Raw genomic sequence first — 13344 nt, 5'->3', positions numbered from 1 at the left:
GAATGCGTTACGCTTCCGGAATCATTGCTGAGGGAAGATAGAAGTGGCCGACACCGACACGCCCGATACGGAAGCAAAGAAGCCCGCCGCCCGCCGTCGCGCACCGCGCAAGACGAGCGCACCGAAGGCGGCTCCGGCGGCGACGTCGTCCGCCAAGCCGGTCGCGCCCAAGCCCGTGCCGGTTGCGGACAAGCCTGTCACCGCCGCGTCGTCGAAACCAGTGGCCAAGCCGACGCCAAAGCCGCGCTCGACCAAGCGCAGCACGCCCCGCCCGGTGCCTGCACGCAATACGGCCACGCCGGTCGCGGTCGCCAAGCCTCCGGAGAAGACCCGCGGCAAATGGGGGGCTGCCGCGATCTTCAGCGGTGTTGCGGTTGCTGGCGCAGCGGTTGGGGCTCTCCTGACTTTACGCGGCAGTACGCCGAAGACTCAGACAGCGCCCAAACCGAAGGGTACGCACGCGCATCAGGCTGACGGGACGGACTCGTCGAAGTCGTTCGACGCCGGCATCGCCGATCCTGGGACGGTCCCGGAGTAAGCATCCCCGTTCCCAGATTAATACACCACCCCGGCGAAGGCCGGGGCCCAATTGGAACGTCTTGAGTAACGAACCGCATCACTCTGTTAGCGGCGTTTCCCAATTGGGCCCCGGCCTTCGCCGGGGTGGTAAAAACGAGAGAGTGCCGCTGCCGATTGTTCCCCCGCGGAGGCGGGGGCCCAGCTAAACCACGGAAGCGTTCGTAACCCTGGGCCCCCGCCTCCGCGGGGGCACTAGAAGTTGGAGTGGTCAGGTTTACCCCCTCACCACCCAGTCGGCTTCCCCTTGTTCTGCACGTCAAGCCAAGCCTTCAGCGGCGCAAAATACTCCACCAGCGCCGCGCCCGACATCTCGCGGCTGCCGGTGAACACCTGCAGCGCATCCGGCCAGGGCTTCGACTGCCCCATGCTCAGCATCGCGTTCAGCTTCGTGCCCACCGCCTTGTTGTCGTAGAACGAGCAACGATGCAGCGGCCCCTTCCAGCCGGACTGATCGCACGCCGCCTTGTAGAACTGGAACTGCAACACCCGCGCCAGGAAGTAGCGCGTGTACGGCACCGCCGCCGGGATGTGATATTTCGCGCCCGCATCGAACTTGGTCTCGTCGCGTACGACCGGTGGCTTGATCCCCTGATATTGGAGCCGCAACGCGTCCCACGCCGCCTGATAGCCGGTCGCCGGGATCTGCCCCGAGAACACGCCCCAGCGCCATTTATCGATCAGCAGCCCGAACGGCAGGAACGCGACCTTGTCCATCGCCTGGCGCAGCAGCAAGCCGATGTCCTTGTCCGCGCTCGGCACCTTCGCCTGGTCGAGCAGACCGATCTTCACCAGGTAATCCGGCGTGATCGACAGCGCGACGGTATCGCCGATCGCCTCGTGGAAGCCGTCATTCGCACCGTTCGCGTAGAGGAACGGCTGCGCCTTGTACGCGCGCTGATAGTAATTGTGGCCGAGCTCGTGGTGGATCGTGACGAAGTCGTCGGCGTTCACCTTCGTGCACATCTTGATCCGGATGTCGTCCTTGGCGTCGATATTCCACGCCGACGCATGGCAGATAACATCGCGGTCGGCAGGCTTGGTGATCTGCGACCGCTTCCAGAACGTCTCCGGCAACGGTGCGAAGCCGAGCGACGAATAGAAGCCCTCGCCCTGCTTCACCATCTTCAGCGGGTCATACCCCTTCGCCTTCAGCAGATCGCCGGTATCGAAGCCCAGATCCCCCGCCCCCTTCGGCGCGACGATGTCATAGATATTGCCCCATTCCTGCGCCCACATGTTGCCGAGCAGGTCGCTGCGGATCGGCCCGGTCTTCGCCTGCACCGCGTCGCCGTATTTCTCGTTCAGCTTCCACCGCGTGTAGGTGTGGAGCGCCATGTAGAGCGGCTCGACCTGCTTCCAGATCGTGTCGGTCAGCGCCGCGAACTGCTCGGGCGTCATGTCGTAGCCCGAGCGCCACAGCGCGCCGACGTCCTTGTAGCCGAGTTCGCGCGCGCCCTCGTTCGAGATCGCGGTCATCTTCGCATAGTCGCCGCGCATCGGCGCACCGACCTTGTCGTTCCAGCTCGTCCACATCTCGGTCAGCTTGGCCGGATCGCGGGTCGAGCCCATCGCCGCTTCGATATCCGACCCGTTGATGGGCTTGCCGTCGAGCGTCCCCATGCCCTTGCCATAGGAGGACGACATCTTGGTGGTGAGCGTCGACAGTTCCTCGGAAGCGCCTGCCCGCGTCGGCGCCGGCAGCGTCAGCCCACCGCGTAGCAAATCGAGCTTGCGCTTGGTATCGAACGACAGCCCCGGCAGCGACGCATAGCGCGCGGCGCCGAGCGCATACTTCACCCCGAGATCGGTCATCTCCGCGCCCGACTTCGCCGCCAGCGCGTCGGTGTCGTCGGTGATGTAGGTCGCGTTGACCCACGCCACGCGGTTGGCATCCAGCGAGGCCGCGACCATCGCCTTCTCTGCCTCGGCGACGAACGCGTCCGCCTGCGCGACGGTCGGCTTGCCGGTTGCGGCGGGTGCGGTTTGGGCCTGCGCGGACACGGGCACGGCAATCGCGCACGCGAGCGCGATCAGAGAGACGGTACGGATCATGATCTTCCCCTGGATTATGCCTCCAGAGTGAGCATCCGACCCCGTCTGGTCAACGCCGATCTTTCCAATCCTCCCCCGCCAGGGGGAGGTGGCGCCGAAGGCGACGGAGGGGGAGGAACGCGCAACGGAGGTGGTCGATTACCTCCCCCTCCGTCTGGCAAGCGCCAGCCACCTCCCCCTGGCGGGGGAGGATCGAGGACGGGGCGTCAGCCTGCAAGGAAGTCCGCGATCGCCTGGCCGAGTTCGGGCTTCACCACCGCGCTCATATGACCGCCCGGAGTCTCGACATACGTCCCGTTCGGCAACGCCGCAGCCAGATCCGGTGCCGAGCCATTATCCTGATCCTCGCCTCCGCACACGACCAACGTCGGCTGCTGTATAGCCTTCACGGAATCCAGCGGCGTGTCGACGAACGTCTCGAGGATACCCAGCAGCGCGACCGGATCGCCGCCCGTCGTCTTCAGGAACGCCTCCGCCAGCCACTCCGGCGTACCCTGCACATGCTGCCCCAGCCTGGTCAGGATATTCCGAAAATGCCCGGCCCGGCGCGACGTCTGGGTAAGCCCTTCGAGACCCATGCCGGAGAAGATCACGCGCCGCGGCGTCGCACCCGTCGCCAGCATCCGCGACGTCGTCCGCGCGCCCAGCGAATACCCGCCAAGATCATAGTCCGTCAGCCCGAGATGCGCGACCAGCGCGTGGCCATCCTGCGTCAGCGCATCCGCCGGATACGCCTCTAGCCCATGCGGCTTCCCGCTTTCGCCGTGCGCGCGCAGGTCCGGCATGATCACCCGGAAACCCTTGGCGGCGATCTTGGCCGCGTGGCCGTAGCGGATCCAGTTGGTCTTCGCGTCGGAGAAATAGCCGTGGATCAGCACCACCGGCCGTCCCTCGCCGACCTCGCGCCACGCCAGCCGCGTGCCGTCGAAGCTCTCGAAAAACTGCGTCTCGGTCGGGGTGCTGGCCACGGTCACATCCTGCATTGGTTCGCCGCCAATTCGTAGCCGCCGCCGCCCAAGTCAACCCGCGCCCTCGTCTTCCGCGGCTTCCAACGTCGAGCGAGCCCGCCCCAAACGAAAACGGGCGACCCGAAGGCCGCCCGTTCCCAACGTCCAAAGACAGGATCAGAACTGATACCCGATCCCGCCCGATGCACCGGCACGGCCCTGCGAGTCATAGGTGCCGCTCAGCTTGACGACGGTATGGCCGTCGCTGAACGCCTTCGACATCCCGACCGCGACCGCCGACTGGCCGGCATAGGTGCCGCCACCCATCGCGATCATCCCCTTGCCCGCTTCATACGCCTGCGGGAGTCCGGCTGCTGCCAGCGCGTTGGAGGTCCCGGCAAAGCTGTCCCGGCGGAGGTTCCGAAGATCGAAGTCGAGCGCCGCGATCCGTCCGTCGGTATAGGCGTTCGCCTGCGTCACCGCAGAGTTGATGCCCGAGTTCAGCTGTCCGACATTGACCGCGTCGGTGGTCGACACGCCCGCCGCGACGTTGCTCAGCACGGTCGCCTGGCCGCCTGCGTTGAACGTCACGTTGGTACGCGAAGGACCGTATTGCACCGAGTTGCTGCCCAGCGCGAGCGCGCTGTTCGCGGTGCCCTGCGCCGTCGCGACCGCCTGGTTGGTGGTGTAGAGCTGGCCACCGTTCACTGCCTCGGCGGACCCCGCCGCGACCGTGCCCGCGGCCACGTTGGCGATCGTCACCGGCGCCGCCGCATTGCCACCCGCCAGCGTCACGGTGTTGGTCCGCGCACCGTTGGCATCGGTGTTGTACGACACCGCGTTCACCGCCGTCAGCGCCAGGGCATAGACCTGCCCGCCATTGACCGCGTCGGTCGAACCCGCCGCGATCGAACCGCCCCCGACGTTGTGCAGGCCGACGGGGCCAGCCGCCGCACCGACCAGCGTCAGGTCGTTGGTCTTCGTGCCGCCGTTCGGCGTGGTGGCGCTGCCGGGGTTGGAGTATTGCACCGGCCCGGTCGCACCGTTGCTGATCTGGTTGCCCAGGTTGGTGATCGCGGTCGTGTTGTTCGCCACCTGCGTGTTGGTCGCCGCAAGCTGCGCGCCGTTGACCGCGTCGGTCGACCCGGCGGCTACGTTGCCCGCCGCGACGTTGGTGATGACCGTCCCGCCGGCACCGCCGAGCGTGATCGCGTTCTTCGTGCCGTTGTCGTACTGGACGGTCGTGGTGCCCAGCGCCGCGACCTGCGCCGCGACGCCTGCGACCTGGCCGACGTTGGCGGCATCGGTCGCCGCGGTGCCTGCCGCCACATTGGTGATCTGCCGAGCGCCACCGGCCGAGCCGACCGACACTTCACCGACCGAGTTCTGCAAGCCGGCGAGACCCAGCGCGGCATAGCCGAGCGTACCGCCACGAAGCGCCGAGGAGCCGGTGCCGATCGCCACGCTGTTGTCCGCAGTCGCGGTCGCTTCCGGCCCGATCGCGATGCTGTCGGTACCCGTCACGACGCTGTCGCCGCGGGTCGAGAGAACCCGGAAATACCGGATGCCCGCACCGCCGTTGATCGCACCATCGACCGCGTCGAAGACCGACTGGACGTTGCCATATTGCACCCCGCCGAACCCGATCGAGGCCAGCACGCGGTTGGTCGCCGCGTCGTAGCTCGACAGGCCACCCAGACCCGCCGCGACGCTAGTACCGAGCCCCACGAGCTGCCCGCCGTTGACCGCTTCGGTCGATCCTGCCGCGAGCGTTCCCGCCGCGACGTTGCCGAGCACGACCGGCGCGTTGCCTGCCCCACCGAACGTCACGCGCGTCCGGGTCGGATCGTCATACTGCACCGACAGCGCGGCGAGGTTGCCGACCTGGCCGGATACGGTCGCCAGCTGACCGCCGTTGACCGCATCGGTCGAGCCGGCCGCAACCACGCCATTGCCGACATTGTGCAAGGCGACGGCACCAGCGGCACCTCCGACCAGCGTCACGTCGTTCGACGGTACGCCGCCGTTCGGCGTGGTCGGTGCGCCTGCGCTCGAATATTGGAGCGCACCGATCGCACCGTTCGCGATGTTCGTCGTCAGGTTGGTGACGTTGGTATTGGTCGCGAACAACTGGCTGCCGTTGACCGCCTCGGTCGAGGTCGCACCGAGCGTGCTTGCCGCGACGTTGCCAATCACGACGGGGGCCGCACCTGTGCCGAGACCGCCGAGTGTGATCCGCGACCGGCCGACATCGTCATACTGCACGGCCAGTGCCGACAGGCCGCTGACCTGGCCCGAGACACTGGCGAGCTGTCCACCGTTGACCGCGTCGGTCGATCCCGCCGCGACATTGCCATTCGCGACATTGTGCAGTCCGACCGGGCCAGCCGCAGCACCGACCAGCGCGACGTCGTTGCTCGGCACGCCGCCATTTGGGGTGGTCGGCGTCGCGGCGTTGGAATATTGCACCGCGCCGATCCCGCCATTGGCGATGTTGGTCGTCAGGTTCGTCAGCGCGGTGTTGGTGTTCGTGACGTTGGCGTTGGTCGTGAACAGCTGGCTGCCGTTGACCGCCTCGAGCGAGGCGGCGCCCAGCGTCCCCGCCGCGACGTTGCCGAGCACCACAGGTGCCGCACCAGTCCCGCCGAAGGTCACGCGCGACCGGCTGAGATCGTCATACTGCACCGCCAAACCGTTCAGCGTGCCGACCTGCCCCGAGACCAGGGCAAGCTGACCGCCATTGACCGCGTCGGTCGAACCCACCGCGACCGCGCCATCGGCGACATTGTGCAGAGCGACCGCGCCGGCGGCACCGCCCACCAGCGTCGCGTCGTTCGACGGCACGCCCCCGTTCGGCGTGGTCGGTGCACCCGCGCTGGAATATTGCAGCGCACCGATCGCACCATTGGCGATGTTGGTCGTCAGGTTGGTGACGTTGGTATTGGTCGCGAACAGCTGGCTACCGTTGACCGCGTCGGTCGAGGTCGCGCCGAGCGCACCCGCCGCGACGTTGCCGATCGCCACCGGAGTGGCCCCCGTACCGAGACCGCCCAGCGTCACGCGAGCGCGCGTTGCGTCGTCATACTGGACCGACAGGGCGGCGAGGTTTCCGACCTGGCCGGTCACCGTGGCAAGCTGACCGCCATTCACCGCGTCGGTCGATCCGGTCGCGACAGTGCCCTCTGCAACGTTGTGTAGCGCGACCGGTCCTGCCGTTGCACCGACCAGCGCGACGTCGTTGGTCGGGACGCCACCGTTCGGCACCGTCGGCGTCGCAGCGTTCGAATACTGGACGGCGCCGATCCTGCCATTGGTGATGTTGGTCGTCAGGTTCGTCAGCGCGGTATTGGTGTTCGTGACGTTGGTGTTGGTCGCGAACAGCTGGCTGCCGTTGACCGCATCGGTCGAGGTCGCACCGAGCGTGCCGGCCGTGACGTTGCCGAGCGCGACGGGAGGTGCACCCGTGCCAGCACCGCCCAACGTCGCCCGCGTCCGCGTCGCGTCGTCATACTGGACGGCGATCCCGGCCAGCGTGCCGACCTGATCCGTCACAGTCGACAATTGTCCGCCGTTGACCGCATCGGTCGATCCGGCGGCAACGACGCCATTGGCGACATTGTGCAGCCCGACCGGGCCCGCCGCGACACCGACCAGCGCAGCGTCGTTGGAGGGAACGCCGCCATTCGGAACGGTCGGCGTCGCGGCGTTGGAATATTGCAGCGCGCCGATCGCGCCGTTGCTGATGTTGGTCGTCAGGTTCGAGACATTGGTGTTGGTCGCGAACAGCTGACTGCCGTTGACCGCGTCGGTCGATGCCGCGCCGAGCGTGCCTGCCGCAACGTTGCGGAGCGCCACCGCCGGCGCGCCGGTACCGGCTCCCCCCAGCGTCACGCTGGTGCGGGTCGCACCGTCATATTGGACCGCACCGCTTGCGAGCGTGCCGATCTGCGCCTGGACGCCGGTGAGCTGGGCGACGTTGACCGCATCGGTTGCCGCGGTGCCCGCCGCGACGTTGGTGATCTGGCGTTCGGCACCCGCCGCGCCGACCGAGACTTCGCTGGCCGAGTTCTGGGGAACAGCGAGCCCGATCGCGGTATAGCCTGCCAGCGGTCCGCGGGCGGCGACGCTGCCTGCACCGAGCGCGACGCCGTTCGCGCCGGTCGCGATCGCTCCCGTACCCAGAGCGATCGCGCCGGTTGCATTGGCGCCGACCGTCGATCCGGTGCCGAGCGCGATCGAGCCGAGCGCGGTCGCGCTGGTCAGCGCTCTGTTACCGAATGCGATCGAATTTCCCTCTCCTGCAGACGCTTCGGCGCCGGTCGCGCCGAGCCCGGTGATCCGATTGCCGCCGATCGCGATGCCGGCCGGCGTCCGCAACGTGAAACTGTCCGCCTGCGTATCGCAACGATCCGCCGGTCCGACGAGCTGTCCGTTGGCGTTGAGCACCTGCAACGTGATGTTGTTGCCCGCCGCCGCATTTGTCAGAAGCGCGGATGCGTTGATGCCGAGCGTCGGCACACCAAGCAGCGGCAGCAACGTGTTGATGCCCCCGGTGATGGGGTTGACCGTGTTCTGGATCGGCGTGACGATTCCGTTGACCACCGGGGTCAGGATATCCGTGACGACCGAGCGTGGCAGGCTGACGCCCGAGCATACGCTGACGATGTTCGGCGTGGCTGTCTGCGCTGAAGCCGCTTGGGTCGCGAGCAGCGACGTGGTCGCCAGCCCGATCAGCGAAGCGCCATCGCGCAGGCGGCGCAGCGTGCGGGTAAAGGTGGGCGATTTTACAGGATGCGATCCGAGCGTCTTTGCGCCAGTCGGCGTCACGGCGTCTCGATTCTGCGGGCGAACAAACGCGTTGGACATCAAACAACCTCCACTGACGGCTGCAACAGCAGCCCTGACTTTCCGCATCGTCGAACTCTAGATTCGATTATCGGAACGGGAGGATGTTCACCCTTGTAATACTAACAGTTTGTTACCGTAATAAATAAGACTAAAGGTGGAACAGGCAAAGCAATCTGTCGTTATTCAACGCAACTTAAACTCAGATTGACCAAGTTATAAAACCGTTTTTGTTTTAGCTTTTGCGTCCACTGTCGAAGTAATTGCTCGTCGGACACTTTGGATCGTTAACAATCGCACTCAAACTGGTCGCTATCCAGATCGACGATCAAATTCACCGCAATTCGGTTCGATCGGTGCCTTCAGCCGCTCGCGCTCTTCATCGGAAGCGAATCGTAAAACCGCGCCGTCAAACGGGGTGACGACGCGGTTTCGATCGGTCTTTTGGAGCGTGTTGAAGGCGCGATGGCCCCGCCCGACTACGCCTTCTGCAGGTGCCGGCGTCCGAGCAGTTCGGCGATCTGCACCGCGTTCAGCGCCGCACCCTTGCGGAGGTTGTCGCTGACGCACCAAAGGTTGAGGCCGTTCTCGACGGTCGGATCCTCGCGCACGCGGCTGATATAGGTCGCGAAGTCGCCGACGCATTCGATCGGTGTGATGTAGCCGCCGTCCTCGCGCTTATCGACCAGCATGATGCCGGGTGCCTCGCGGAGGATGTTCTGCGCTTCCTCGGCCGAGATCTCGTTCTCGAACTCGATGTTGATCGCTTCCGAATGGCCGACGAACACCGGCACGCGGACGCAGGTCGCGGTGACCTTGATCTTCCTGTCGAGGATCTTCTTGGTCTCGACGACCATCTTCCACTCTTCCTTGGTCGAACCGTCGTCGAGGAAGCTGTCGATGTGCGGGATCACGTTGAAGGCGATCTGCTTCGTGAACAGCTTGGGCTCTGCGGGATCGCCGACGAAGATGTTGCGGCTCTGCTCGAACAACTCGTCCATCCCCGCCTTGCCCGCGCCGGAGACCGACTGGTAGGTCGAGACGACCACGCGCAGGATCTTCGCCGCGTCGTGCAACGGCTTCAGCGCGACGACCATCTGCGCGGTCGAGCAGTTCGGGTTGGCGATAATGTTGCGGACCTTGTAGCCGTCGATCGCCTCGGGGTTCACCTCGGGCACGATCAGCGGCACGTCGGGGTCCATGCGATAGAGCGACGAATTGTCGATCACGACGCAGCCGGCCGCGGCGGCGATCGGTGCGTAGATCGCCGAACCCTCGGAGCCGATCGCGAACAGTGCCATGTCCCAGCCGTTCCAGTCGAAATGCTCGATGTTCGTGCATTTGATCTGCTTGCCGGTGTCGCCATAGTCGACCATCAACCCCTGGCTGCGCGACGACGCGACGCAGGCGATCTCATCCGCCGGAAACTCGCGTTCCGCCAGGATGTTGAGGATCTCACGCCCGACATTGCCGGTCGCCCCTGCGACCACCACCCGATAACCCATGTCTTAACTCCGATTGGACTTGGGGCGGGCAGTACCGACGTTGCGCGGCGAGGTCCAACGGCTTTCGACTTGTTGCGCGGATAGGGGGAGTTTGGGGGGGCGGAGAAACGGCGCCCTCCCTTCTTTGTTCCCCCGCGAAGGCGGGGGCCCAGTCTGGGCCCCCGCCTTCGCGGGGGAACAAGCTTCTTTCCGCTCCAATCCAATAGTAGCACCACCCCGGCAGAGGCCGGGGCCCAATTGGAAAGGTCCCAGTAACAGGAGACCGCGCTCCGTTAGCAACGTTTCCCAATTGGGCCCCGGCCTTCGCCGGGGTGGTGCCGAATGTAAGGTGAGATCCGCCCCCGCCTCAATCGTGCGTCCTTGCCTGCCAGGTCGCATGCTCGATCCCGTGCACCTTCGCCAGGTGATCGGTGATCGCATCCAGCTCCTCCGCCGGCACGTTCGTCGCCACCAGCGTAGCCGCGATCTCCACCCGGTCCTCCCCCCGCTCGGTCACGTCCAGTTCCGCCACCTGCAAATGCGCAGCCTCGAGATGCTCGACCACCAGATCGCCGATCGGCCCGGCATCCCCCGCCGCCGCCGTCACCATCACGCTGTAGGTAGCCTCGATCGTCCGCCCCTCGGTCGGAATCCGGTTGATCCCGTCGACCAGCGGCCGCAGCGCGGTGTTCGCCAGCAGCACGACGAACGTCAGCAACCCCGCCTCCGCGATCATGTCGCTGCCCGCGCACGACCCCACCGCCGCCGAGCACCACAAGGTCGCCGCGGTGTTCAGCCCGCGGACGTTCATCCCCTCCTTCATGATCACGCCCGCGCCGAGAAAGCCGATCCCCGACACGACATAGGCGATGATCCGGATCGACTCGACGTCCCCGCCCAGCCGCTGACCGAGATCGACGAATGCCGCCGACCCCAGCGCGACCAGCGTATTCGTCCGCAACCCCGCGGTGCGCTGGCGATATTGCCGCTCCGCCCCGATCAGCGTCCCGAACACGAACGCGGCGATATAGCTCACCACCGTGTCGAGGAACGGCCACAGGTGAAACGTCTCGACGAACCGCACCGGACGTTACTTCACCGGCGCCGCAGCCACTTCGGGGACCGGCTTGTCCTTCACCGTCCGGTCGAGGAAGTTCAGGATCGTCCCCCAGACATGCTCGCTGATCCCCGGCCCCGCCACGCGATGCGTGTAGCCGGGGTAGAACATCATCTCGAACGGCGTCGCGGTCGCCTGCATCCGCGCGGCAACCTTGGTCGAATTGTCGAGGAATACATTGTCGTCCGCCATGCCATGGATCAGCAGCAACGGATCGACGATGCGGTTGGCCTCCTCGACCGCCGCCGAAGTCGCATAGCTCGCCGGGTCCTTCGCCGGATCGCCGAGATAACGCTCGGTATAATGCGTGTCGTACAGTTGCCAGTCGGTGACCGGCGCGCCCGAGACCGCGGCCGCATACACGCCCGGCGTCTTCTCCAGCATCTTCAGCGACATGTAGCCGCCATACGACCAGCCATAGGTCGCAATCTTGCTCGGTTCGACGAACGGCAGCGATTTCAGGTAGTTCGCGCCCGATAGCTGGTCCTCGACCTCGACCGTGCCCATCGCGTGATAGATCTGGTCCTCGAACGCCTTGCCGCGGTTATACGAGCCGCGATTGTCGATCTTGAAGTAAATCCAGCCGCGATCGACGAGGTATTGCGGCAGCGCACCTTGCCAGCCGCGCGTGACGACCTGACCTGTGCCGGGGCCGCCATAATGCTCGAAGAACACCGGGTATTTCTTGCCCGGCTCCAGCGGCGGCGTGATCATCTCGTAATGGAGCGTCATGCCGTTCTTGGCCTTCAGCGTGCCGAACTTGGTCTCCTGATGGCTGGCGAGATACGGGTAATAGGGATGCCCCTCGACCACCGCATTCTCGTTGATCCACGAGAGTCGCTTGCCGGTCGCATCCGCCAGATAGACCTGCGTCGGTTGCTTGGGGTTCGAGCGCGAGATGATGAACCGGCTCGCCGCCGCATCCATCGTCGCGCTGTTCCACCAGCCGGCCTCGGTCAGTTTGGTGATGACATTCGGCTTGGCGACGTCGACCGAATAGAGTTGCTGCTCGAGCACGTCGTCCTTGTTGCCAAGGAAGAAAAGACGTCCCTTGGTTTCATCTACGCCGACCAGATCGGTGACGACCCAGTCGCCCTTGGTAAGCTGCGTCCATTTCCCCGACGCGAACCGGTAGAGCTGGCCGTAGCCGCTTCGCTCCGACCGCCAGATCAGGCTCCCGTCCTTGAGCACGCGATACGCGTCGGACAGGTTCAGCCAGCTCTTCACGCCCGACTTCTCGGTGAACAGCACGGTGGACTTGCCCGTCGCCGGATCGACGCGGAGCATCTCCAGCAGCTTCTGGTCGCGGCTCTGGCGCTGCACCAGCAGCATCCGGCCATCCGGCGTCCAGTCGACGCGGGCGAGATAGATGTCGGGGTTGGTGCCGAGATCGACCTTCACCTGCCCCGAGCCATCCGGCTTCATGACATAGAGGTCGACCAGCACGTTCGGCGTACCGGCGGCCGGATAGCGCTGTTCGTAGACCTTGGTCCCGGTCGCGCCGATCGATGCACGCGTCGCGGTATGGACCGGCGCCTCATCGAACCGCTCGACCGCGACATAGCGTTCGTCGGGCGACCACCAATAGCCGGTGTCGCGATGCATTTCCTCCTGCGCGACGAACTCCGCCTCGCCGAAGTGGACCGTGCCGCCGCCGCCCGTCGTCACCGCGCGCGCGTCGCCGCCGGCGAGTGGCTGTACGAAGACGTTCTGGTCGCGGACGAACGAGACGAAGCTGCCCCTGGGGCTGACCACCGGGTTCAGCTCGCCGCCGGGCGTATTGGTCAGCCGCTTCACCTTGCCGTCGAGCCCGGCGAGATACAGGTCGCCGTCGAGCGGCACGAGGATCGACTTGCCGTCCGGCGCCCAGTCATACGCGACGATGCCCTTCTGGCCGCCGATCCGCGCACGCTCGCGCTGCATCTTTTCGGCCTCGGTCAGTTCCGCGCCGCTGCCGACGGTCTTCGAATCGACCAGCATCCGCGCTTGGCCCGTCGCGGTATCGACCGCCCAAAGGTCGAAGCGCTCCTTCTCGCCGGCGCGGTTGCGCAAGCTCGTCAGCAGCGTGCCGTCGGGCGAAAGCCGCACCGCTTTCGGCTGCGATCCCGATAGGTCCGGGTTGCCGAACACGCGCGCCATCGTCAGGTCGCCGGGCTTGGCGGCTTCGACGGGGCGCATCGGAGCTGGAGCCGGCGTGGCAGGTGCGGCTGGCGGCGTGACCTGATCAGCGGCCATCGCGGCGGTTCCGACCGAAGCAAGTGCAAGCCCGAGCAACCATGTGCGCATCCTGTAGTCTCCGTGGGATCATCCCGCCGGATAC

At 65.9% G+C, this 13344-nt stretch carries 7 protein-coding genes; 1 reads left to right on the top strand and 6 read right to left on the bottom strand.

Annotation, left to right across the window (positions count from 1 at the left end):
* The first annotated feature begins 43 nt into the window (after positions 1-43).
* Positions 44-538 (top strand): hypothetical protein, encoded by a 495-nt coding sequence (locus ASE82_RS02545; protein ID WP_056058440.1) that lies wholly within the window; start codon positions 44-46, stop codon positions 536-538.
* Positions 539-801: 263 nt separating this feature from the next.
* Here the strand turns inward: ASE82_RS02545 and ASE82_RS02540 are convergent, their stop codons facing one another.
* The 6 genes from ASE82_RS02540 to ASE82_RS02515 all read right to left on the bottom strand — a co-directional run bounded on the left by ASE82_RS02540 (position 802) and on the right by ASE82_RS02515 (position 13202).
* On the bottom strand, positions 802-2631 hold the full coding sequence (locus tag ASE82_RS02540; RefSeq protein WP_056058436.1) for a M2 family metallopeptidase: 1830 nt from the start codon (positions 2629-2631) through the stop codon (positions 802-804).
* Between the two features lie 206 nt (positions 2632-2837).
* Positions 2838-3599, bottom strand: coding sequence for an alpha/beta fold hydrolase (locus ASE82_RS02535; protein ID WP_235524441.1), 762 nt, complete (start codon positions 3597-3599; stop codon positions 2838-2840).
* A 156-nt stretch (positions 3600-3755) separates the two neighbouring features.
* A complete protein-coding gene (locus tag ASE82_RS02530) occupies positions 3756-8444 on the bottom strand; it encodes a beta strand repeat-containing protein (protein ID WP_056058429.1) in 4689 nt (1562 codons plus the stop codon).
* A gap of 458 nt (positions 8445-8902) precedes the next feature.
* On the bottom strand, positions 8903-9928 hold the full coding sequence (locus tag ASE82_RS02525; protein ID WP_056058425.1) for an aspartate-semialdehyde dehydrogenase: 1026 nt from the start codon (positions 9926-9928) through the stop codon (positions 8903-8905).
* Between the two features lie 346 nt (positions 9929-10274).
* Positions 10275-10991: an MgtC/SapB family protein gene (locus ASE82_RS02520; protein WP_056058423.1), complete on the bottom strand. Its 717-nt coding sequence runs from the start codon at positions 10989-10991 to the stop codon at positions 10275-10277.
* A 6-nt stretch (positions 10992-10997) separates the two neighbouring features.
* The gene (locus ASE82_RS02515) at positions 10998-13202 is read right to left on the bottom strand and encodes a S9 family peptidase (RefSeq protein WP_443025067.1); all 2205 of its coding nucleotides are present in this window, start codon (positions 13200-13202) and stop codon (positions 10998-11000) included.
* Between the last annotated feature and the right edge of the window lie 142 nt (positions 13203-13344).

Source organism: Sphingomonas sp. Leaf230, from assembly GCF_001421745.1.
Classification (GTDB): domain Bacteria; phylum Pseudomonadota; class Alphaproteobacteria; order Sphingomonadales; family Sphingomonadaceae; genus Sphingomonas.
Note: the sequence above shows the minus strand (reverse complement) of the source record. Positions and strands in the feature narration are given on the sequence as shown.